The sequence below is a fragment of the Undibacterium sp. 5I2 genome (assembly GCF_035019605.1).
Classification (GTDB): domain Bacteria; phylum Pseudomonadota; class Gammaproteobacteria; order Burkholderiales; family Burkholderiaceae_D; genus Undibacterium.
Map to the genome: position 1 here is coordinate 113891 of NZ_JASJVS010000001.1, position 24094 is coordinate 137984.

At 52.9% G+C, this 24094-nt stretch carries 21 protein-coding genes; 6 read left to right on the forward strand and 15 right to left on the reverse strand.

The window, feature by feature from the left end:
* Positions 1-39 precede the first annotated feature (39 nt).
* From bcsD to QN359_RS00545, 5 genes are all read right to left on the reverse strand, one after another.
* Positions 40-525 carry a cellulose biosynthesis protein BcsD gene (gene bcsD, locus QN359_RS00525; RefSeq protein WP_322249309.1) on the reverse strand — a complete coding sequence of 162 codons (486 nt, stop codon included), beginning with the start codon at positions 523-525 and terminating at the stop codon, positions 40-42.
* Positions 526-957: 432 nt separating this feature from the next.
* Entirely contained in the window at positions 958-1725 is a 768-nt protein-coding gene (gene bcsQ / locus QN359_RS00530) for a cellulose biosynthesis protein BcsQ (protein ID WP_322249310.1), read from the reverse strand.
* Between the two features lie 31 nt (positions 1726-1756).
* Positions 1757-3217, reverse strand: a complete 1461-nt coding sequence (gene tldD / locus QN359_RS00535; protein WP_322249311.1) for a metalloprotease TldD — start codon at positions 3215-3217, stop codon at positions 1757-1759.
* A gap of 109 nt (positions 3218-3326) precedes the next feature.
* Positions 3327-4124: a carbon-nitrogen hydrolase family protein gene (locus QN359_RS00540; protein ID WP_322249312.1), complete on the reverse strand. Its 798-nt coding sequence runs from the start codon at positions 4122-4124 to the stop codon at positions 3327-3329.
* A complete protein-coding gene (locus QN359_RS00545) occupies positions 4121-8287 on the reverse strand; it encodes a YhdP family protein (RefSeq protein WP_323493166.1) in 4167 nt (1388 codons plus the stop codon). The genes QN359_RS00540 and QN359_RS00545 overlap by 4 nt, the downstream gene beginning before the upstream one ends.
* A gap of 185 nt (positions 8288-8472) precedes the next feature.
* Here QN359_RS00545 and glnE point away from each other — a divergent pair, with 185 nt between their 5' ends.
* Entirely contained in the window at positions 8473-11232 is a 2760-nt protein-coding gene (glnE, locus tag QN359_RS00550) for a bifunctional [glutamate--ammonia ligase]-adenylyl-L-tyrosine phosphorylase/[glutamate--ammonia-ligase] adenylyltransferase (RefSeq protein ID WP_323493165.1), read from the forward strand.
* A gap of 488 nt (positions 11233-11720) precedes the next feature.
* Here the strand turns inward: glnE and pbpG are convergent, their stop codons facing one another.
* The 3 genes from pbpG to QN359_RS00565 all read right to left on the reverse strand — a co-directional run bounded on the left by pbpG (position 11721) and on the right by QN359_RS00565 (position 14059).
* Complete coding sequence (pbpG, locus tag QN359_RS00555; RefSeq protein WP_322249316.1) at positions 11721-12692, reverse strand: D-alanyl-D-alanine endopeptidase; 972 nt, start codon at positions 12690-12692, stop codon at positions 11721-11723.
* A gap of 154 nt (positions 12693-12846) precedes the next feature.
* A complete protein-coding gene (locus QN359_RS00560; protein WP_322249317.1) occupies positions 12847-13542 on the reverse strand; it encodes a nitroreductase in 696 nt (231 codons plus the stop codon).
* A 76-nt stretch (positions 13543-13618) separates the two neighbouring features.
* On the reverse strand, positions 13619-14059 hold the full coding sequence (locus tag QN359_RS00565; protein WP_322249318.1) for a thioesterase family protein: 441 nt from the start codon (positions 14057-14059) through the stop codon (positions 13619-13621).
* Positions 14060-14266: 207 nt separating this feature from the next.
* Here QN359_RS00565 and QN359_RS00570 point away from each other — a divergent pair, with 207 nt between their 5' ends.
* A complete protein-coding gene (locus QN359_RS00570; protein ID WP_322249319.1) occupies positions 14267-14953 on the forward strand; it encodes a pentapeptide repeat-containing protein in 687 nt (228 codons plus the stop codon).
* Positions 14954-15208: 255 nt separating this feature from the next.
* Positions 15209-15775, forward strand: coding sequence for a phasin family protein (locus QN359_RS00575; protein ID WP_322249320.1), 567 nt, complete (start codon positions 15209-15211; stop codon positions 15773-15775).
* A gap of 70 nt (positions 15776-15845) precedes the next feature.
* Here QN359_RS00575 and QN359_RS00580 read toward each other — a convergent pair whose 3' ends face one another.
* From QN359_RS00580 to QN359_RS00605, 6 genes are all read right to left on the reverse strand, one after another.
* The gene (locus QN359_RS00580) at positions 15846-16571 is read right to left on the reverse strand and encodes an ABC transporter ATP-binding protein (RefSeq protein WP_322249321.1); all 726 of its coding nucleotides are present in this window, start codon (positions 16569-16571) and stop codon (positions 15846-15848) included.
* Positions 16571-17341 carry an ABC transporter ATP-binding protein gene (locus tag QN359_RS00585; RefSeq protein ID WP_322249322.1) on the reverse strand — a complete coding sequence of 257 codons (771 nt, stop codon included), beginning with the start codon at positions 17339-17341 and terminating at the stop codon, positions 16571-16573. Before QN359_RS00585 ends, QN359_RS00580 begins: the two co-directional genes overlap by 1 nt.
* An 11-nt stretch (positions 17342-17352) precedes the next feature.
* Entirely contained in the window at positions 17353-18543 is a 1191-nt protein-coding gene (locus tag QN359_RS00590; RefSeq protein WP_322249323.1) for an ABC transporter permease subunit, read from the reverse strand.
* 11 nt (positions 18544-18554) lie between these two features.
* On the reverse strand, positions 18555-19484 hold the full coding sequence (locus tag QN359_RS00595; protein ID WP_322249324.1) for a branched-chain amino acid ABC transporter permease: 930 nt from the start codon (positions 19482-19484) through the stop codon (positions 18555-18557).
* A gap of 517 nt (positions 19485-20001) precedes the next feature.
* Positions 20002-20937 (reverse strand): 4-hydroxy-3-methylbut-2-enyl diphosphate reductase, encoded by a 936-nt coding sequence (gene ispH / locus QN359_RS00600; RefSeq protein ID WP_322249325.1) that lies wholly within the window; start codon positions 20935-20937, stop codon positions 20002-20004.
* Positions 20938-20940: 3 nt separating this feature from the next.
* Positions 20941-21396, reverse strand: coding sequence for an FKBP-type peptidyl-prolyl cis-trans isomerase (locus QN359_RS00605; RefSeq protein ID WP_322249326.1), 456 nt, complete (start codon positions 21394-21396; stop codon positions 20941-20943).
* A gap of 126 nt (positions 21397-21522) precedes the next feature.
* Between QN359_RS00605 and radC the strand changes: the two genes are divergently transcribed.
* From radC to rpmG, 3 genes are all read left to right on the forward strand, one after another.
* Positions 21523-22197: a RadC family protein gene (radC, locus tag QN359_RS00610; RefSeq protein WP_322249327.1), complete on the forward strand. Its 675-nt coding sequence runs from the start codon at positions 21523-21525 to the stop codon at positions 22195-22197.
* A 128-nt stretch (positions 22198-22325) separates the two neighbouring features.
* The gene (gene rpmB / locus QN359_RS00615; RefSeq protein ID WP_322251015.1) at positions 22326-22562 is read left to right on the forward strand and encodes a 50S ribosomal protein L28; all 237 of its coding nucleotides are present in this window, start codon (positions 22326-22328) and stop codon (positions 22560-22562) included.
* A gap of 25 nt (positions 22563-22587) precedes the next feature.
* Positions 22588-22755, forward strand: coding sequence for a 50S ribosomal protein L33 (gene rpmG, locus QN359_RS00620; protein WP_110257750.1), 168 nt, complete (start codon positions 22588-22590; stop codon positions 22753-22755).
* A 119-nt stretch (positions 22756-22874) separates the two neighbouring features.
* Here the strand turns inward: rpmG and QN359_RS00625 are convergent, their stop codons facing one another.
* On the reverse strand, positions 22875-24077 hold the full coding sequence (locus tag QN359_RS00625; RefSeq protein WP_322249328.1) for an acyl-CoA desaturase: 1203 nt from the start codon (positions 24075-24077) through the stop codon (positions 22875-22877).
* Between the last annotated feature and the right edge of the window lie 17 nt (positions 24078-24094).

Here is a 24094-nt window from a genome sequence, read left to right on the forward strand (position 1 = left end):
TCACTTGCCCTGTTTCTTTGTGTCGCCCAGAGGCGAGATTCAACGACGGGTAAAATACGCGGGTGTCTCATGTTGTTTTTTTAGCTCATAGACGAATAACTGACCGTCTTCCAACACCGCGCCGCGTTGCACCAAATGCAGGCTAGGGTCCATGCCCAAACCTTCAAACCATTGTGCGTAAATTCCTTCGATCAAAGCCGGCGACCATTCCAGTGCGGCTTCACCAAACGCCGCTTTCAGCGGTGAGGCATGGTGAGCGACTTGCAAACTGTCGGCTTCCTCGATCAACTCGACCCAACCCCAATTCAATTGCGCCCACATCACATTCATAGCCGCCGCCAGCGCCGGCAAACTGCTGCCGTCGGTAACCGGCAAGCTCTGTGCCATGGTTCGACCCAAATCATGCATAAACGCACGCAGCTCGGCCGGTTCGGCTTTGCTGGAAAATTGGCTGGCAAAGGCATGCAAGAAAATTCGCCACTGCTGAGAACACTGCTGTATTTCGTAATATCCAAGGTTATTCATGACTGGATTCAGCTTTTCTTTAATGGAAGTTGTTCTTGTTAAGAGAATATTTTTTATATTACGAACTGTTACAACATGTCTACAACTTTACCACTTGGTATCAATGGCCGTCCAGCAATCTGCAGTACTTAAATGTCAACAATCTATAATCAGGAAAAATTTGCTGAAAAAGCTAAGCTTCCTCATAGCTATCACCGCAAATCACGGCATTTTCGGTGAAATACTCTTACTTTACGGCAACTACCGGTGGACGCGAGTGCTCGCACACACACGATTAACGTGCTGCGACAGGTCAATACTGTGGAGTTGGAAGAGAAAAACACTGGAATTATGCGGCACAGCAGTGTGAGCAAAGCGCAAATTTTATTTTGATTTTAATCAAACAAAAATGACGCGATCTACTTCCTTCCCGCATCGGGGAAGGAAGTAGACTTAGGAAAGACGCGGATGCAAGCCCACGGTACGAATCAAAAAATCGGCAATGGCTTGTAAATTGATGGCGGCCGGATCATGACTTTGGTACAGCACGACCGGGCGTTCGTATGCCAGCGCCTCTTCGACTGCGGCACTATCGGGCACAACGAAGGGCAGCATACGCTCACCAAGACGATCGGCCATCAAGGTCAGCACATCTTGTCCCAGCATGCGCGCATTACTTTGATTGAGCAGATAAGCCGAGGCGACGCTGCTGCCACGGTAGCTCGCGATCAAAGCTTCCATTTCCGGCAGCGTCGAATACGAGGCCGCATCGGCCAGCACAACGACGAGCAGAAAATCGGCTGCCTGCATGGCTTGTTTAAGATAAATCGACGGCCCTGGCGGCGTGTCGAGCAAGACGATGGTGTCAGGGGCTAAATTGGCGCTGTGTAATTTATTTCGCAACCAATCATCGCGCTGTTCGAGATCGCGTTCAAAACGTAGCCGGCGCGCCTCACCACCATTACCGTAAGGCACGAAGCTGCCAGCAAACGGGCTGACATGGCTAACGCCGGCCAAGCGTGTGCGGTTACCGGTCAAGGCGCTGATACCTTTGCAATCATTTTGGTCGAGCCCGCCCAAGTGCCATTGCAAGGCATTTTGCGGGTCGAGATCGATCGCCAGCACCGGCTGCGCGCGCGCATGCAAGGCCGCCGCCAGATTAGCGCACACCGTGGTTTTGCCCACCCCACCCTTGGCCGAGACGACGGCGATCACAAACATAGTCGATTCCTCCCATCCAGCGCGCCAAGCATCAGGCCGTACCGCCGACCGTCAAACCTTCAATCCGCAGACTAGGCTGACCGACCCCGACCGGCAGGCTCTGGCCTTCTTTGCCACACACGCCGACACCTGAATCAAGGCGCATGTCATTGCCTATCATGGAAACGTGGTTCAATACCTCGGGGCCATTGCCAATGAGGGTAGCGCCTTTGACCGGATAACTGATCTTGCCGTTTTCTATCATGTAGGCTTCGCTGGCAGAAAATACGAACTTGCCGTTGGTGATATCGACCTGACCGCCGCCAAAGTTGACCGCATACAAGCCGTGTTTGACCGACGCCAAAATTTCTTCCGGGTCTTTATCGCCGGCCAACATATAAGTATTGGTCATGCGCGGCATCGGCAGGTGGGCGAATGATTCGCGCCGGGCATTGCCGGTCACGGCGGTCTTCATCAGACGGGCATTCATCGTATCCTGCATATAGCCTTTGAGTATGCCATCTTCGATCAAGGTATTGTACTGGGTAGGATTACCTTCATCATCGACATTGAGCGAACCGCGGCGGTCTTGCAAGGTACCATCATCGACTACGGTGACGCCCTTGGCGGCGACACGCTCGCCGATGCGACCGGAAAAAGTGCTCGATCCTTTGCGATTGAAATCGCCTTCCAAACCATGACCTATGGCTTCATGCAACAACACGCCAGGCCAACCGGGGCCGAGCACGACCGTCATTACACCAGCCGGTGCCGGGCGGGCATCGAGATTGACCAAGGCCGATTTGACGGCTTCATCAGCAAATTTTTCCAGCAAGACATCGGAAAAGTAACTGTAATCATAGCGGCCACCGCCGCCACTCGAGCCCATTTCACGGCGACCATTCTGTTCGGCGATGACGGTCAGCGAAATCCGCACTAAAGGCCGCACATCCGCAGCAATGACGCCATCGCTGCGTGCCACCAAAATCACATCGTATTCGCCGGCCAGACCAGCCATGACTTGAACGATGCGCGGATCTTTGGCGCGAGCGATTTTTTCCAATTTTTCCAGTAAATTGACTTTTTCAGTGGCATCTAATGAAAGCAAGGGATCTTCGCGCAGATACAGATCGCGTCCGTGCACATCTTGCAGACTGCTGGCGACCTTGATTTTGCCATTGCCGCTGCGACCGATGGTGCGGGTAGCGCGGGCGGCTTCGGACAAGGCGCGCTCGGAAATTTCATCAGAATAAGAGAAGGCCGTTTTATCACCGGAAATGGCGCGCACGCCCACCCCTTGGTCGATGGAAAAGCTGCCGGTCTTGACGATGCCCTCTTCCAAGCTCCAGCTCTCGCTGCGGGTGAATTGGAAATACAGGTCGGCATAATCGACCTTATGCGTAAACATCGAACCGAGCACTTTGGACAGAGCTGTTTCATCCAAACCAAAGGGTGTCAATAAAATCTCGCGCGCAATGGCGAGGTGGTTCACAGCGGATTGAACTGTCGTCATGGATATTCACCGATACGAAAAACTGAAAAAAAATTTATAATGCGCCCAACGTATGGGGCATCTGCAATTAGGACATTGTATACAAAGCTGTCGGCACGCACCGTCGATCTCACAAACGACGATGTTGCCAAGCCGGCAGACTGGCCCTGACTTGGGCCAACACGGCCTCATCCAACACGCCGCCGACTACCCCTTCTCCTTCGTCGAGACAAGCCAGCACCTTGCCCCAAGGATCAATCAGCATGCTGTGCCCCCAAGTACGACGACCATTCAGATGCAGTCCACCTTGGCCACAAGCAAGCACATAGCATTGGTTTTCGATTGCGCGCGCACGCAACAATATCTCCCAATGGGCCGCCCCGGTGGTATGGGTAAACGCGGCCGGCACGAGCAGTAAACGGCAGTCGCCCAAGGCCCGATACAATTCGGGGAAACGTAGATCATAACAGATCGACAAACCGACTCGGCCCGCTTCGGTCTCAAAGCTGGCTACCTCATTGCCGGCAACGATAGTGCGGGCCTCTTGGTAAGATTCGCTGTCATTCTGAAAGCCGAACAAATGCATCTTGTCATAACGCGCGCAGCGCTGGCCGTCCGGTGCGTAGACCAGTGTGCTGTTGAGTACCTTGTCAACGGTACCAGACTGCAGCGCAATACTGCCGCCGACCAGCCATAATTTGAGCTCGCCTGCCAGCGCGGCCATAAAACCTTGTAAGGGGCCATGGCCATCGACCTCGGCAATCGCACATTTATCGGTTTCATGCAACCCTAACAGGGCCCAATACTCGGGCAACAAGACCAAGCGCGCGCCCTCAGCAGCAGCTTGACGGATCAAGCGCTCGGCCGTGGCCAGATTCTGTGCCGGATCGGGGCTGGAAACCATTTGAATCGCAGCTAATTTCATCATTCTGTCTTTCCTTTCAACAAATCCGGCGTCGGCGTCGGGGCCATCAGCGATTTCAGATCCTGATGGTCGATTTTTTTGACAATGGCATCATTCCACGGTCCGCTGATCATATATTCAAACGTGAAAGCCCGTGCCAAGGGTTCGCGCAAAAACAATTGCGCTAAAAATGTTCCCAGGCCGATCACCGGATTCACCGCCAAACCATACACCACCGAAGCGGCACCGGCATTAATGACCGGAATCACTACCACATGCAATTGCTGGGTTTCGCGCGCCATATCGGCACTACCACTGATGACGACCGTCGCGTTCACACCGCGCATCTTGAAGTTATCGGTCACGGCCACGCCTTGCTCGATGCGGGCGGTTCCGGTGAGGGCATCAAAGCCGAAGCCTTCGGAAAACACATCACGGAAATCGAGGCTCAAGCGACGCGGCAAAGATTGCATGCTCAATACGCCTAATAATTTCGCCGCACCGGGATCGACTTTCAAAAACTGGCCGCTGGCTAAGTCCAACTGCACCTGACCACGCATGCTGGCAATATCGATCGCGTAAGGCAAACCGCTCCAACTGACATCGCCTTGCAAGCGGCCACGGCCGCCTTTGATCACATTGGCAAAGCCCAGACGATTGAGCAGTTGCCCACTATTGGCCACCTCGAGCACGTAATCGAGCTCGGTGCTGCCAGCCCCGGCGCGTTTGCTCCACTTACCACTGGCCTTGAGTTCCGCATCAGGATTTTTCAAGATCACTTTCGCCAATTGCCATTCGCTCACTCCGGCAACGGTTTGGTTACTGGCCAAGAGCTCAAGCTTGCCTAATTTCTTATCAAACAATTCAAAATCATCGACAATGATATCCAAGGCAGGCAGCTGCGTTGCAGCACTACTACCCAGCATCAAATCACTGACATCAGACGCGGCGGAAGCGGGAATATTGAGTCGACTCAGACGCGCCGTGACCGTACCGGCACGCTGAGAGCTATTCCCATCGCTCCAACTCAGCTGGCCCGATACTTGATTTGAATCAACATTCGCCTGCCACACATTTTTTTGATGCGATAAGCCGACCGTCGCCTGATCAAGTTGCTTGCCGAATAAATGCAATTGCGCCGTCTTTAATGTCAGTGAGCTGACATCGAGATACGGCGCGATATCGACACTGCCGCGACTGTCACTGCCGTTCGCCACAGCAGTGCTCAAGAGCGTGCGCCATTCATCAACATTGAGCAGCGGAGTTTGAATATTCGCCACTATGCCAGTACGAAACTCCGGTGCGGCCACGCCGACACCAATACTGCCGCCGAGAATTTTCCAATTGGCCGTCTTCTCGCTGTCGCGCTGACGTTGATATCTTGCATGCAAGAGGTTACCCAAATGAATCGACCAATCATCCTGCAGTAGATTACCGTTAACTGGAGACAACAGTTCTATATGCAAGGGCACGATGCTGCTGGCAGATTTGCGCAAGGGAGAAGGAAAATTCAATGTCAGCCCTTGCAAGGCGGAATCAATCACAATTTCCGACGTTTGTTTTTTGACATTAACAGTAGTCACATACCGTGTCGCACCGCTGATTTTATCAGCCAAAGGTGCACGCACCGAAGCCGGCAGAAATTGCAGCAAACCTTCGGCGCTGGCGCTGCCGTCAAGCCGCACGCGGATACTCTCATCTTTTTGAGAACCACCACTGACTTGCAGCGCGCCACCGAGCGCATAGCCCTTAAGCGCACCGAGATTGACCCCACGTTCGTTGAATTCTATCTTACCATTGGCAGCCGTGACTTGCGGCAAACCCGGCTGTAATTGCACATCGTTATTGAACAACTGCAGTTGTCCCTGCACTTTGGCATCAATCAAATGGCGCAGTGGCAATTGCAATTTCAAGTGCAAAGCGGCCGCGCCAGCGCTCTTGGTTTCGCTTAAAAAGTGACTGAGCCAAGCATCAACCGGGCTGGCACCGACATAATTAAGCATATTTTGCAAACTGCTGCTGACTTGACCATCAATCGCCAATACCGCATTGGTACTCAGTAAATCCGGAATCACCGCACTCACCTTGTGCAAATCCGCGCTCAGCGTACTGGCGCTGTTGCCATCGATTTCCATGCGGGCGCGGTCAAATGCAAAATTCCCTTGTATCGCCTCAATCACCGGCCACAACGGCGCTTTCGCTCCATCCGCCAGTGCGCCAGCAGTAAAATCGAGGCGGCCGCCATGAATATTGCCTTTAACTAAGAACTCCCCCTTGCTACGCGCGCGCGCGTCGTTGGCCGAGAACGGAAAATACGCCAAGTCGCCGCGCAAGCGCAACTTCACCTCGTCGGCACGGCCATCGAGAATCGCTTTGGTCAGCCAATGCCGTAAGTCAGGTTCGGCGGCAGTGGGAATGAAGCGATCAAGCTGCTTGAGATCAAATCCATTGACCTGTGCATGCACATCGACCATGCCGGGCTCGCTCTGGCCGCGCGGTCCCAGCATGAAGCGGTGGCTGCCGCTCAGACTGGCATGCATGCCATCTTGCTGCAGATCGAGTTTTGCCACCTGAAATAATAATTGATCAGCACCAATAAATTTCCACTCGGCCTGCATCGTCAAACTCTGCAGCGGTATCGTCGGATCGATGAAGTAACCAGCCGTATTGAATGAGATATCGCGCGCGTCGAGGACAAACTGGCCGCCCTTATCGCTGGCATCAAGATGACCGGACAGATTTTCAAAACCTGGAATCGCCAGCAAAGCGACTTGGGCCGGTTCGCTTGCCGTTTTCGCGCGACTGGCTTGTGCCGCCTGCGCGCGCAGCGATAAATGTTCGAAACCACCCTTGAGGGTATAAGCGGCAATATGCGGATAACTGCCTAGCCAACTGGCACTGAAATTACGCAATTGACCACGCGGCGCGAAATCGCTGAGAACTTGTCGCTGATCAGCCGGCAAGGGCAGATGTCGGGCAAAATTGGCCAGCGTTTGTAAATCGAGGAAGGCCGCTGCGAGTTCGACTCGGTCGGGCTTGCCGTGGCTACCGGGGGTAAATTTTTCCGCCACGCTGGTAGGTGGCAAGACTTCACCATCCCGTGATCGCATGGTCAAATGTTGAATGGCAAACGCATGTCCGGCCGGGCCGAACACGGCCGGCAAGAGCTGCTTGGCCAAGCCGGCGGTTTCGCTGGCCACTACCCGTCCACTGATCACGGCCATATCGAGTAAAGGCAGGCTGGCATCGAGCCGGCCGCGCACGTCGGCCAGTTTGAGGTCGGCGGTCAAATCAGCCACGCGGCCGGCATCGAGACGCAGCCAGGCGCGCAGTGCCCCACTGCCACTCTCGATTTGCGCCGGATAATCGAAATAGGCCTTCATAGCCGCCAGATCAACATAGGCCATGTCGGCGTACACTTCGCCGCTCCACGACGAGATATCGCTGACTTTTTTGGCAAAGGCACGGTGGACAAAATCACCACGTAGATCAAGCGGTGCCGCCAGTGCTGCCGGTGGCGTGGCGCGCAGTGAAAACTGATGATGCCGCCAGCGATTCTGCCAGATCAAATTGAGCGCCGTAAAATGCACGGGGGGCGCTTGTAATTGTTGGTCATTCCAACTCAAGTCACCGTCACGTATCACGATTTGCCTCTGAGCAAGCAACCAATCCAAGCCCTGGCCATCACTATTACCATGCAAATCGATGGAAAAGCCGCCAACCGTCAACTTGCCATCGGCGCTACGTTGCATCGCCAAACTCGGCCGCAACAGCTCGATGCGCTCAAAACGCAAATCCAGCGCTGCCAGTGACCACCACGACAAGGTCGTGCGTACCTCCGGCAGTGCCAGCGCCGGCTTACCCTGCAGATCATGCAATACGAGCTCTTGCAACACCAGTTGCGGATTGAGACCTTGCCACGAAGCACGCAATGCTCCCATCTGTACCTCGCGTCCTATGGCATGGCTGATCAATTGTTCCACTTCGGTTTTGTAATCAGCCACATGAGGCAGCAACAGATAGCGTAAGCCGAGTAACACTATGCAAAAAAGAAAATACAGTATCAGCAAGCTGCGTAACAAGCAGCGCACACTGTGTGCGCACACGCGCGACACACACCGCAACCGGACCAGCAAACGACGGCCGAAGCCAGCGCGCAGCGGCGCAGCGGGAAGTTCTGTCATCATTGCGGGTGTTGACTGCCGTAGGCAGTATAGGTGAGCAAGTTCACCAAAAAATCCGCTGTCGTCAAGTTACAATCCTGTATTCAATTTACACATTAAGGTTACGACATCACTAAGGCGGCGCAATCGCTTAGAATGGAAGCACGGCCAGTCCATGACCGTCTTTTGCCACTCACTTCGTACCGACTATGATGCCTACCCTGCCCGCCTCGTCCGCTGCGTTGACCACGCCCAGTATCCTGATGGCGTCGAATTTTCTGCAGCGCTGGCTACAAGCCGCACCAGATCGGGCGGCAAGTTTAGCCGAATACTCCAGATTATCCTTGAGCCCGACTATTTTTGCTCAGATTTTACAAAAAGATATATCCCAGGGCGCCACACTCAACCAGGCTATGCGCCGTTTGCGCAATCTGCTGGTGTGCTGTCTGATACGGCGTGATCTCGAAGGCGCGGCGGATTTACGTGAGGTAATGATAACAATCAGCGACTTCGCTGATTTTGTAGTCAGCCAGCATCTCGCTGCCCTCAGCAGTGAAATGCAAAGCTTACACGGTAAGCCTGTCGGTGCCGACAGCGGCAAAGAACAGCAACTGATCGTGCTGGGCATGGGCAAGCTCGGTGGCCGCGAATTGAATGTCTCCTCCGATATCGATCTGATTTTTTGCTATGCCGAAGACGGCGATACCGCTGCTGGCGAGGGACAGCGCGGCTTATCGAACCATGAGTACTTCAACCGCCTCGGTAAAAAACTGATCGCCGCGATTTCCGAAGTGACGGCCGACGGTTTCAGCTTTCGGGTCGATATGGCGCTGCGTCCCAATGGTGGCTCCGGTCCGCTGGTAGCGAGCTTCGGCATGGTCGAGGAATATTTTTTGATACAGGGACGCGAATGGGAACGTTACGCTTGGGTCAAAGCGCGTGCCTTGACCGGGTCAGCCGACGACATCGCCGCGCTGGAAAAAATCATCGTCCCGTTTGTGTATCGCCGCTACCTCGACTACGGTGCCATCGATTCCTTGCGTGCCATGCACGGACAAATCCGCGCCGAAGTGGTGCGTCAAGAAACCCGTCATCCGGAACGCAGCAATAATGTCAAACTCGGCCGTGGCGGCATTCGTGAAGTCGAATTTCTGGCCCAAGTATTTCAACTCATACGCGGCGGCCGCGATCTCAGCCTGCGCGACCGCGCCACCTGCGCCACCTTGCACACCTTGGCTGACAAAGGCACCCTCGACAGCGACATGGTGCAGCAACTATTACAATCCTACACCTTTCTGCGCAATCTCGAACACCGCTTGCAATACCTCAACGATGCGCAAACCCATACCTTCCCAGTCGCACCTGGCGATCAACAACAAATTGCCGTCATGATGGGCTGTGCCGATGTCGCGCAATTGTTGGCACAATTACAGCCGCATCGCGCCTTGGTCGCCGAACAATTCGACGCGATTTTCGGCGCTAAGGCCAGCAACGAAGCAGAAAGCGAACAAATCGTACTGGCCGCCAATCTGTCAACACCCGAGCAACAAGAGATTCTGAGCACCCAATTGGCAGCGGCCGGCTTTATCGACTCGCTCGGCGCGGCACGGCGGCTGATCGCGACTTGGCAATCGGCAAGAATGCAAGCGCTGTCCGAAGCCAGCCGCAACAAACTGCTGGCCTTACTCAACCAAGCCATCCACCTGGTCGGTCTGCAACAAGACAATCAATTATCCTGCTGGCACCGCCTGCTCGACTTCATGGAAGCGATCGCCCGCCGTTCCGCCTATCTGGCCTTGCTGACCGAATACCCGCACGCGCTCGCGCGCGTGGTACGCATGATGGGCGCGAGCGACTGGGCCGCCGGCTTTTTGATCCGCCATCCGATTTTGCTCGATGAGTTGCTCGACCAATCAGCCTTGCATCAACGACCAGACTGGCATGCCTTTGAGATCGAATTACAGAGCCAATTGCAGCAGCAGGCCGGCGACACCGAGCGGCAAATGGAAACTCTGCGCGAACTGCATCATGCCCAGCAATTCCGTTTGCTGGCACAAGATTTGGAAGGCCAGATCAGCGTCGAACATCTGGCCGACGACTTGTCACAACTGGCCGACATCATCGTCGCTGCCACCCTGCAAGCAGCTTGGGAAACCATCGCCAGCCGCCATCTGCCGGTGCCACGCTTCGCCGTCATCGCCTATGGCAAACTGGGCGGTAAAGAACTCAGTTACGCCTCCGATCTCGATGTGATTTTCCTCTACCAAGACGAGGATGCCGAGGCACCGGCCAATTATGCCAAGTTGGCGCAACGTTTCATCACTTGGATGACTTGCCATACCCCAGCCGGCATCCTGTTTGACATCGACATCGCGCTGCGCCCCGATGGTGCCAGCGGCTTACTGGTATCGTCCTTAGCCTCATTCGCGCGCTATCAAGAACAATCGGCCTGGCTATGGGAACATCAGGCGTTGACGCGCGCGCGCTGGTGTGCCGGCGACGCCACCATCGGACTAGCCTTCGAACAGATGCGCCATCAACTGCTGTGTCGCGTGCGTGAGCCACAGCAATTGGCGCAGGAAGTGATCAAAATGCGCCAAAAAATGCGCGACGCCAACCCCGCGCAAGACCACTATTTCGATCTCAAACACGCTGCCGGCGGCATGATCGATATCGAATTCATGGTGCAATATCTGCTGCTCAAACATGCCCACGACTATCCACAGTTAAGCGCCAATGTCGGCAACATCGCCCTCTTGCAACGTTGCGGCGAGCTCGGCTTGATACCGCTGCAAGCGGCGCAAGACTGCGCAACAGCCTACCGGCTATTACGCCGGCTGCAACACAGCAGCCGCCTGCAAGGCCAAGACCGCGCCCGCGTCGCGCCGGAAAAAGTGACTGCCGCAGTGACCGCCAGTCAGCAGTTGTGGTTCACGCTATTTGGGGAAAACAAGCGGGCAGACGCTTAGGGAAGCGCGATGTTGAAAGACGTTTTGAGAAATGCTATTCAACAACTTAATGGATCGTCGCAAGCGACGATGGAAAAGACTCTGGAAGGGGTAGGCAGCCCCTCCCATCGCGTCGCTCCTTCGTCGCTCACCTGCCAAAAGAGGCTGTCGCAAAAGGGTATTGAGTCGGTATCATTACCCTAACTGGTGGCCACGTCATTCCTGCGCGCTTTTGGCAGGAACCCAGCGGCGTTCGTGGTTAACTGAAAATGCCAGATATTATATTGTTTTCAGCGCTGAAAACGACACTAGGTTCCCGCCAAAAGCATGCGGGAATGACGCGGTATGCGGTGTTTCAGGTGTAAAAAAGCTTCCATCAGGCTTTTGCGACAGCCTCTTAACCTGAAGGCTATTGCTTACGCAGGGCGATATTCTCCATCAGGGTCTGTTGACGTTGTAACGGCACCCTCGGGTGCCGTTACTGGAAACTGCTCGTACACTGCGTAGTTTCAGAATTTCGGTTTGGCAGTTTCCAGCCACTTCTTGATGCGGCCGGCATCGGCCAAGCGTGAATACTTGCCCTTGGAATCGAGAAACACCATGACGATTGCACGGCCTTCTATCATCGCTTGCATCACCAAACAACGCCCGGCTTCGTTGATGAAGCCGGTTTTTTGTAAACCGATTTCCCATTCCGGATTCATCACCAGCTTGTTCGACGAACCATACTCGAGCGAGCGTCCGCCCGGATTGACGATGTATTTAGAATCGGTGGAATACTCGCGAATGAGTGGAAACTGGTAAGCGGCATTGACCAGCTTGACCAAGTCTTTGGCACTGGCGCGATTCTGACTCGAGAGTCCATTGGAATCGACATAATGCGCTTCGGTCATGCCGAGTTGTTTGGCCTTGGCATTCATGGCCGCGACAAAGGCTGGGCGCCCGCCCGGATAACTTCGTCCCAGCGCCGAGGCGGCACGGTTTTCCGAACTCATCAAGGCGATGTGCAGCATATCCGCGCGCGACAGTTTGGCACCAATTTTCAAACGTGAACCAGTCCCTTTTTCACGATCGATATCGTCCTCGGTGACTTCGATTTCTTCCACCATATCTTGCTTGGCTTCCATCACTACCAAACTGGTCATGAGTTTGGTGATCGAGGCGATCGGCAGCGAGACATCAGGATTTTTTTCAAACAATACCTTGGAACTGGCTTGATCGACCACATACGCGACATTCGACTGTAAGGCCAGCGCATCATGAGTATGATTGAGGCCAGCGCTGTCGCCCACGGTTGGTACCGCCAGCGCCGCAGCCGCGAGCGGTGCCGCACGGCGCAACAGTACTTTGTGCTTGTGTTTGCTTTTGCTCACTACGGCATGCCGTAACGGCTTTGCAGCAACGGTTTTTACCCCCTTCTTGTGCACGAGCGGCTTCTTACGCGACTCGGCAGCTTGCACAGGAAGTAACATCGCAGGCATACAGGCGATCAGTGAGAGAACAAAAAGGTGACGGGCAAATCTCACTATCGACAACTCCTGAAATAGGGGGAAAACAAATTAACATGAAGTGTAGCAAAAATCGGAAAAATCGCAAGAAAATTAACCACTTAGCTGCATTTATTCAAGCATTGTCTCACTCAATGAAGCGGACAAAATCATCGACGCTGGCCCGTTCCGTCTGCAAACTGTTTTCAATTTTTGTGACATCGGCATAGCCAAGCGACATGCCGCACACCAGCATTTCATGCTCAGGCAAGACCAATTGTTCGGCGATGATGCGGTGATATTGGGTAAATGCTGCTTGCGGACAAGTATCGAGTCCTCTAGCCTTGGCGGCAAGCATAATGTTTTGTAAAAACATGCCGTAGTCCAACCACGAGCCCTGCTCCATGACACGGTCTATGGTAAAAATCAAGCCGACCGGGGCATCAAAAAATGCATAATTACGGCCATGCTGGGCATGCATGCCTTGCTTATTCTCGCGCCCTAGCCCGAGCAAGGCGTATAAATCCCAGCCTACCTTACGGCGGCGTTCCAAATACGGTGTCTTCCAGCTTTGTGGGTAGTAATGGTATTGCTCAGTGTGGGAGGCGGCCACTTCGGCCTGCTGATGCGCCGCCAAGATCGCCGCCGACAAGCTGCTCAGGCGCTCCCCCTGCAGCACGTACACTTTCCATGGCTGGGTATTGCTGCCCGACGGGGCACGCGCAGCCACCTCAAGCAAGCGCCGAATATCCTCATTCGCCACCGGCGTGGGTAAAAATGCGCGCAGAGAGCGACGCGCCAAAATCACTTCATCAACACATTGCTGAACCGGAGAGACAATCATAAGCAAACGCTTTCAAAAAAAACAATTTGCACAGCGAGGCTGCACCAAGACTAAATTGTACAGGAGCAATCCCTCTCTACGGTACAGAATGCGGCCGCTCAAGCGTTTCTAACAGGGTACGAACTGCAGCCGGAAGCGCCACCGCTTTGTTACTGGTCCGATCAACATACACATGCACGAAATGCCCGGCAGCGGCAGGAACGAGGGCATCGTTAGGGAATATGGCTAATTCATAACGCACACTGCTGTTTCCTATGCGCGCTACGCGCAAACCGATATGCAAGAGATCGGGAAAGGAAATCGAACTGAAATACGCGCAGCCGCTGTCGACCACGAAACCGACTATCTGATCGGTATGGATGTCGAGCACACTGTGCTGTATCAGCAAGCTGTTAACCGTCGTATCAAAATAACTGTAGTACTGGACATTATTGACATGGCCATATTGATCGTTATCGATCCAACGAGTCGGCAGCTCAAGAAAATGAGGAAAATCCTGACGCTTAGCTTGGCGCATAATACTCACAAAAAATTGGCAAAAAAATTCGAAGGAACTTGGGTGGCTACCAATTGTACTGCAGTGCCCAGCGGCGGTCGAGGCAGACTGCCTATCCCCGCCTCGTTGGCTTCTTGCCAGCGCTGATCTGCGCTATGATGCAGCCGCTGTCGGCAAGGCTGCCAGCGCGCACATATTGCCAATTTATAATTTTTCCAGATATTGCTGATGAATACACATAACAACACACTGAGCGATCTCACCCTCACCCGGGCACAGCTCGAAGACTTGTGCGCACACGGCGGCGCGCTGCGTTTCGAGAACTGTGATTTCCAAGGCAGTGATTTAGCCCGACTCGATTTGCAAGACTGCCAATTTATCCGCTGCCAATTGGCCGATGTGTCACTGCATGGTGCGCGCCTGGCCCGCAGCGTCTGGCAAAGTTGCCGCGTCGGTCGCGCCGACTTCGGTGCAGCTGACCTGCTCGAAGCGCAATTTCACTCCTGCGATCTGAATAACAGCAGATGGTGCCGTAGCAAGCTCGGCGCGGCCAAGTTTCAAGACTGTAAGCTGACTGGGGCCGTATTTGAAGACGTGGCGCAACTCGGTCTGGAATTCAGCAACACCTTGCTGATCGGCACCTCGATGCGGCGCATGTCGTTCCGTAAGGCAAAATTGGTCGGACTCGACTTTTCCGAAGCCGATTTGTGCGCCTGTGATTTTCGTGATGCCGTATTTGAAGGCGGCAGCCTGCGCGATGCCGTGCTGACCGATGCCCGCTTCGAAGGGGCCGACTTACGCGAAGCCGACTTAGGCGGCCTCAAGCTGACCGCAGCCAAATATTTCAAAGGTGCGACGATTTCCTCGCGTCAAGCCGCCATGCTGGCACGTGAACTCGGCCTCTTGGTGGCATGAACTGAGCGCAAGAATTCATCTCGTGGTCATATTCGCTTGCCATAATCAAAAATTGGCACCTTGCTACACAGAATAACGCATGCTTGCTCGGCAGCGTTCTGCTGCATTGCGCAAAAGCATCTTGACTTTGGGCAGTTTAATATTAGAATGAAAACTATTGCAGCGCACCATACGCCGTTTTGAGGCTGATCTCAACGATCAGCGTCATCGTGGCACTTCTTGTTTGTCTTAATCGCGTTTTCTCAGGAGATCACCATGTTTTCCGTTCCAGAACAATTTTCCGCAGCAAGCAAAGCCAATATAGATGCCCAAATCGCCCTATTTTCCAGCCTCAGCGGGAAAATCTTTGAAGGTGTGGAAAAAATTGTCGAATTGAATGTCAATCTCGTCAAACATTCCTTCGAAGAATCGGCCGCCAGCACGAAGCAATTGCTGGCCGCTAAAGATCCGCAAGAATTTTTTTCGCTCAGCACCGCCCAAAGCCAACCCGGTGCGGAAAAGCTGTTGAGCTACGGTCGTCAGCTAGCCGCCATTGCGACTGACACCCAGACAGAATTTAAACTTGCTGCTGAAACCCAACTGACTGAACATCATCGCAAGATTCGCTCCTTATTTGATGATGTATCAAAAAGCGCACCAGCCGGTTCCGAGCAATTCGTATCGTTTTTCAAGACTGCGATCGACCAAGCCAACGCCGGTTACGAGCAATTGAATCTATCGACCAAGCAAGCGGTCGCGGCGATCGAAGCCAATCTCAACAATACGGTGGCACAAATTTCTCAAGTCACTGAGAAAGCCGCGCCGCGCGCGACAAAAAAATAAAGCCGAAATTGCACTGAAAAAAACCCCGCAGTACTCGCGTACTGCGGGGTTTTTAACGTGCCGTGAGCAATTACGCTTCGCCCAAATACGCGGCCTGCACCTTAGGATCGTCGAGCATATCCTTGGCCAAACCACTCATGGTGATCAGACCGGAATCCATCACATAAGCGCGATGCGCCGCTTGCAAAGCCAATTTGGCATTTTGCTCGACCAGCAAAATCGTCACGCCCTGCGCAGAAACATTGCGCACGACCTCGAAGATTTTTTCCACCATGATAGGCGACAAGCCCATCGATGGTTCATCGAGCAACAGCAAGTTAGGATGACTCATGAGCGCACGCGCCATAGCCAACATTTGCTGCTCACCACCCGACAAAGTACCGGCCAATTGCGCAGCACGCTCTTTCAGACGCGGAAACACGGCAAACCACTTGTCGATATCGTCGTTAATACCGGCTTTATCGTTACGCGTGTACGCGCCCATCATCAGATTTTCCTGAATCGTCATGCGCGTAAACACGCCGCGACCTTCCGGCACCATGGCCAGACGGTCGGACACGAGTTCAAACGAATTTTTGCCGCGGATCGACTGCCCCAGATAGCTGATTTCACCCTCAACTTTGCAACTAGGCAAAGTGCCGGTAATCGCCTTGAGGGTGGTCGTTTTACCGGCACCATTGGCACCGATCAGCGTGATCAACTCACCTTTATTGACTTCAAGCTCGATCCCTTTGACCGCTTTGATGCCGCCGTATGCAACCTTAAGGTTGCTTACCTTCAATACATTCTCAGCCATCAGTGGGCCCCTCCCAAATATGCTTCAATCACGGCCGGATTTTTTTGTATATCCGATGGTATGCCTTCGGCAATCGGCTTACCGTACTCAAGCACAGTAATGCGGTCACACAAACCCATCATCAGTTTCACATCGTGCTCAATGAGCAGCACGGTTTTACCTTGGGCCTTGATTTTCACCAGTAATTCGCGCAAGGCCAGTTTTTCGGTGGCATTCATGCCGGCCGCCGGCTCATCGAGCGCCAGTAATTTCGGGTCGGTCGCCAAAGCGCGCGCGATTTCGAGTCGACGCTGATCACCGTAGGACAAAAACTTCGATGTCCGGTCGGCAAACTGGCCGATGCCAACAAAGTCGAGCAATTCCTGGGAACGGGCACGGATCTCAGCTTCTTCCTTACGCGCCGCAGCATGACGGAAAATCGCACCGAACACACCTTGATGGGTGCGAATATGGCGTCCGACCATGACATTTTCCAACGCCGTCATTTCGCCGAACAGGCGGATATTCTGAAACGTACGGGCAATCCCGGCTTTCGCCACCTCATGCGGTGCCGATGGCGAATATGGCTTGCCATCGAGTTCAAAGGTGCCGGTATCGGGTTGATACAGACCAGTGATTACGTTGAAGAAAGTGGTTTTACCGGCACCATTCGGACCGATCAAGCCGTAAATCTGGCCGGCCTTGATATTAATCCCGACATTCGAAAGTGCTTGCAGACCACCGAAACGCTTGTTAGCGCCTTCGATTTTCAATATTGTTTGTTCAGTCATCTCAATTTTCCTTAAGCTGCCGCATCGTTGAGTTTGGCCATCCGGTCTTCATGCTTGGGCGCGGGCCACAAACCTGCCGGACGATTCAACATCACGACCACCATCGTCAGACCGTACAACAATTGACGCAGTACTTCGGCTTCAATCCAAATTTTTCCAAACAACATCATCTGCACCGGTTCTACGATGTGACGCAACACTTCCGGCAATGCTGCCAGCAGAATCGCACCAAGGATCACGCCAGGAATATGACCGATACCGCCCAAGACCACCATCGCCAGAATCACGATCGATTCCATCAGCGAGAACGATTCAGGTGAAACGAAGCCCTGAAACGAAGCGAACATGGCACCAGAGACGCCACCGAAAGAAGCACCCATGGAAAAGGCCAGCAATTTGATATTGCGGGTATTGAGACCCATCGCTTTAGCGGCGATTTCATCTTCCCGTATCGCCACCCAAGCACGGCCCAAACGCGAGTGCTGCAAACGCACCGACACGAAGACGATGAAAATACACAAGGCTAAGAACAAGAAGTAATACGCATTCACCGACGGCATGGTAAACCAGCCGAAATCGACCGTCGCGTTAGTACCGGCTTCACCGCCGAGCGAGACCCCGAACACGCGGATAGGATCAATCATGTTGATACCTTGCGGGCCATTGGTAAAATTAACCGGAGAATTCATGTTATTCATGAAAATACGGATGATTTCACCAAAGCCGAGCGTGACGATGGCCAGATAATCGCCGCGCAACTTCAAAGTTGGCGCGCCGAGCAAAGCGCCGAACAAACCGGCTAAGGCTGCCGACAAAGGCACGATCACCCACACCGACAAATGCAAACCGTTTTTGGTAATTTCCGGACCGCACACAGCGACGAGGAAATGACCAAGCGCAGGGTAATTATCGATGAAAGATTCCAAGATCACCGCAAATTGCTGTGAACCAAGAATCGCCGCCAGATACGCGCCGACGGCATAAAAGGCGATGTAACCAAGATCGAGCAGACCGGCAAAGCCGACCACGATATTGAGACCGAGCGCGAGCATGATATATAGCAAGGCAAAGTCGATGATACGGACCCAGGAATTGCCGAAATTCGCAGCAATGAACGGAAACAACACTAACACGATACCCAGCATGACAAAACTTGTATATGCTTTTTTCGGGTTCGCTTTGACATCAAATATAGTCGACATTGATCTTCTCCTTAAGCACGATCAGCAACACGCTCACCCATGATGCCGGATGGACGCAATGTCAGTACGATAATCAAAACCACGAAAGCAAAAATATCTTGATATTGACTGCCTAAAATACCGCCGGTCAAATCACCGATATAACCGGCCCCGAGACTCTCGATCAGACCGAGCAGAATGCCGCCGACCATCGCGCCGTAAATATTACCGATACCACCGAGTACCGCCGCCGAGAAAGCTTTCAAACCGGGCACGAAGCCCATGGCGAATTGGGCCGAGGAATAATTAGCTGCCCACATCACGCCGGCAATCGCTGCCAGTGCTGCGCCGATGGCGAAGGTGGCCACAATCACGCGGTTAGAATCGACCCCCATGAGTCCGGCGACCCGCGGGTTTTCCGCAGTCGCACGCATGGCACGGCCCATCTTGGTTTTTTCAACCAACAATACCAGCCCGACCATGGCCAAGGTGGCCAAGGCCAACAAGATGATCTGCACTTGGGAAATCACGGCGCCACCGATCTGTACCGGCACGCTCGGCATGACGGTAGGAAACGATACCGGACTGCGGCCCCAGATCATCATGGCGAAGGTTTGCACCAGAATCGACACGCCAATGGCGGTAATCAAAGGTGCCAAACGCGGGGCATTGCGCAGACGGCGGTACGCGACCCGTTCAATGATCAGGTTGACCGCGATACAGACCGGAATAGCGCCAAGAATGGCGATGATCAACATGGCCATACCAGGCAAACCGGGTGCCACAACTTGCAACAGCTTGATGATGCTGAGCCCAGCCATGGCACCCACCATCAAGACGTCGCCATGGGCGAAGTTAATCAGATTGAGCACACCATAGACCATGGTGTAACCGAGCGCGACTAGGGCATACATGCTGCCCAAAACCAAGCCATTAATAATTTGTTGGATAAAGGTATCCATATTTGCATCTCTCTCTATGAACGAATCGAAATTTCAATCCAGGCGTGGTTAAACTAAAGTAACGATAGAGCTGTGTGAACAGCTTAGGCATTTCCATCAGCAAAAATCATTCCTGATAACGAAAACGGCACCCTTGTTGCAGGGTGCCGCTCAAGTTGTAGCTCGCGCTATCCGAACAGGCACGGCATCATATCGAGAGTATCAATATTACGTGAAATACACATAGTTCATTCTCCTCTTCAACTTTTGGTAAAAGTTTTTTTTAATATTTAGGTTTCTTCAGTATGCCTTGAAGTGGGCGCGATTATACCTAGGCATCCCGTACCGTGCGTGGTGAAAATACCACCGACGCCTACGTACTTTCCACAAGACTGCGCGTCCAGCATACACGCTTTACAAATTTGGTTAAACGCAAAATTTGAAAGTGCGGCAATCATAATCACGAATTCACAAAATAAACTATCGAAAAGCAGCTTAAAAACTGATTTAAATCAAATTCAAGCCAGCTCAGGCGGCATTATTTCGCTTCATTCAAGCCCTTAGGCATGGGGAAGGTGACATGTTCCTCCACGCCTTCCAAGTTGCGCACACTGCGTACGCCCAGCTCACGCAGGCGCGCAATCACTTCCTGCACCAAAATTTCCGGGGCCGAAGCACCGGCCGTCACGCCGATACGCTGCACATCTTGCAGCCACGCACTGTCGATCTCCCCAGCATGATCAACCATATACGCTGCCGCACCGATTTTTTCCGCGACTTCACGCAAGCGATTGGAATTCGAGCTGTTCGGACTACCGACCACGATCACCAACTCGACTTGCGGGGCCATGAATTTCACGGCTTCCTGACGATTCGTGGTGGCATAGCAGATATCGCCTTTTTTCGGCTCGGCGATGAGGGGAAATTTTTGCTTCAACGCTTCAATGATGGCCGCCGTATCGTCGACCGACAAGGTGGTTTGCGATACATAGGCGAGCTGGCCAGGATTATTCACCTCCAGCGCGAAGACATCGGCAACGGTTTCGACCAGATACATACCGCCCTCGCTCTGCCCCATCGTGCCTTCCACCTCGGGGTGGCCATGATGGCCTATCATGATGATCTCACGCCCTTCACGGCGCATTTTGACCACTTCCATATGGACCTTCGTCACCAGCGGGCAAGTGGCGTCAAACACCGTCACGCCGCGCGCAGCGGCCTCGGTGCGCACGGCTTGCGAAACGCCATGTGCCGAAAAGATCAATGTATTACCGAAAGGTACATCAGCGAGATTTTCGATGAAGATCGCGCCTTTCGCCTTCAAATCGCTGACCACATAGGCATTGTGCACAATTTCGTGCCTGACATAGATAGGCGCACCAAATTGCTGCAAAGCACGCTCGACAATTTCGATCGCACGATCGACACCTGCACAAAAGCCGCGCGGCTGCGCTAATAAAATTTCTTTGTCCATGACTTACATAATTCCTATGATCTTGGTTTCGAATACCAGGCTCTGTCCGGCCAAGGGGTGATTGAAATCGAACAGACAACCGGCCTCATCTTGCGCGCGCAAAATGCCGGCAAACCGTCCACCCGAGGGGGCGGCGAAATCGACCAGGTCGCCAACCACGTAATGCTCGCCAAATGCCGAATTTTCCCGTAATGTTTCAATCGACACGCGCTGTATCAATTCTGGATTACGTGCGCCAAAAGCTTGCTCAGGCGATAACTGTTGGGTATGGTGCGAGCCCTCTGCCAAACCGAGTAAAGCGGTCTCGAGTTGCGGCGCAAGTTGTCCTATGCCCATTTGCAAAGTGGCAGGGCTATCGCCGAAAGTACTTAAAATATCGTCGCCATCAAGTGTGGCCAGACGGTAATGGAGCGTCAAGTAAGCGTTGTCAGTAACGAGAAGCGGTGCGGTAGTAGTCATGATGTCAGCCGTGAACAAGTAAGCCGCTATTGTATGTCAGGTCGCCTCGCTTTGGCTGCAAGTGCATATCGCTGCAGACTTTGCTAGCGGTCGATTATTTTCTACGAGCACAAGGAGAGCCTATCCATGTCTATCATTCACTGGCCGGAAACCCAGCGTCCGCGCGAACGCTTAATCCAATGTGGCGCTGCGGCGCTATCCGATGCTGAATTACTGGCGGTATTTCTGCGTACCGGCGTCACGGGCAAGAGCGCGGTCGATCTCGGGCGTGATTTACTGTTCGAATTCGGTTCTTTATCGAAGCTCTTCGCTGCCACCCTCGGTGATTTTTCTGCCATCCACGGTTTAGGCATGGCCAAATATGCCCAATTGCAGGCGGTGCTGGAACTGGCCAAGCGTGCCATCGGCGAAGAATTACAACAGAACGCCACCCTATCCTCACCGCAGGAAGTCCGACACTATCTGCAATTATTGATAGGCCACAAAACCTACGAATCATTTGCGGTATTGTTTCTCGATGTAAAAAATCAACTGATCAGTGCCGAGGAATTATTCCGCGGCACCCTCAATCATGCCAGCGTCTACCCACGCGAGGTCGCCAAAGCAGCCCTGCAGTGCAATGCCGCCGCCATCATCTTGGCCCACAATCACCCCTCAGGTAACAGTGAACCGAGTCGCGCCGACATCCACCTGACCAAAACCCTCAAACAAGCCTTGGCCTTGGTCGATGTTCGTGTGCTCGACCACTTCATCATCGCCAATCCCGAGGTATTCTCATTCGCCGAGCATGGTTTATTGTAGAGTAAACCAAATTGTTAAATTTTAATTTTTAGTAAGACACACTTGTTTTTCGCAAGTCATTGATATTTCATGAGATTTTGTTTATACTCTCATTTTTTCCAATTTCGGAAACTATTAAGGAGCTCATCATGGCACGTGTCTGCCAAGTGACTGGGAAAGGGCCGATGGTTGGCAACAACGTTTCCCACGCTAATAACAAAACTAAACGTCGCTTTTTGCCGAATCTGCAAAATCGTCGCTTTTTCGTAGAAACAGAAAACCGTTGGGTTTCTCTGCGTTTGTCTAATGCTGGTTTGCGCGTCATTGATAAAATCGGCATCGATGCCGTTTTGACTGACATGCGTGCTCGCGGCGAAAAAGTCTAAGCTAATCTACTGTTAGGAAATTATCATGGCTAAATCTGGTCGCGACAAAATCAAGCTGGAATCGACTGCGGGTACTGGTCACTTCTACACAACGTCGAAAAACAAGCGCACGATGCCTGAAAAAATGGAGATCATGAAGTTTGATCCTAAGGCACGTAAGCATGTTATTTACAAAGAAACCAAAATCAAGTGATTGCGGTGCTGTTGTAATAGTAAAAAAACCTCGCCATGGCGAGGTTTTTTTTCGCCCCTTACCACCTCTGCCGGGCAAAAAAAAACGCAGCTGAGGCTGCGTTTCGTTTTTTCAAGCAATTAAGCGTAAGTACGCAAACGCCGTGAGAAATCATGCAGGGTTTGTATCCCAGAGGCTTCGGCACGCGTACACCAGTCCTGCAATTGTTGCACCAATTGTTCACGACTGACTGTCGAGCGCTCCCAAATCAAACCTAACTCTACCCGCATGTCATGCATCGTTTTCAAGGCCACACTATGCGACAAGACCTCTAACAATTGCTGCTGCTGTGGCGCTGCCAATTTACTTGGTTCACGTTGCAGTAATTTTTTGGTCAGCTTCAGGTGAGCCGCCTCAAATTGCGCCTTTTCACGCAAGGCAGCGACCTCATCACGCCACGTACGACGCAAAGACTTGGTATATTTTGCCATCACATCATAACGATGCGTAATCACGGCTTGCAAGGTCTCGAGATCGATCGCTGATTTTAATTCTGCAAACTTCGGTTCCGGCGCGACTTTCTTCACTTTCGCCCAACCGATTATTTCCATGCAGCGGATATACATCCAGCCGATATCGAACTCATACCATTTCGATGACAATTTGGCCGAGGTTCCGAAAGTATGGTGATTATTATGCAACTCTTCGCCACCGATCAAAATGCCGATAGGGAAAATATTGGTCGAGGCGTCGACACAATCATAATTACGGTAACCCCAGTAGTGGCCGATACCATTGATGATGCCGGCAGCCGTAACCGGAATCCACATCATTTGCACTGCCCACACCGTCATACCAACTACGCCGAACAAAGCCAAGTCAATGATGAGCATGAGCGCAACACCCTGCCAACTGAAGCGTGTATACAAATTCCGCTCCATCCAGTCATCCGGTGTGCCATGACCATACTTTTGCATGGTTTCAAGGTTTTTCGATTCGGCACGGTACAATTCCGCCCCTTCGAACAAAACTTTTTTAATTCCACGCGTTTGCGGGCTATGCGGATCTTCTTCGGTTTCACATTTGGCATGGTGCTTACGATGAATCGCCGCCCATTCTTTGGTCACCTGACCGGTGGTCAACCACAGCCAGAAACGGAAAAAATGGCTGGGAATGGCATGCAATTCCAGCGCACGATGGGCTTGGCAACGATGTAGAAAGATCGTCACACTGGCAATCGTGATATGGGTCACGACCATGGTGAAAATAAAGACTTGCCAAGCGCTGGCACGCGTGATGCCATTACTCAGGAAATCGATGACAGTATCAGTGAATGTGCTCAAAATGACATGTACTCCGT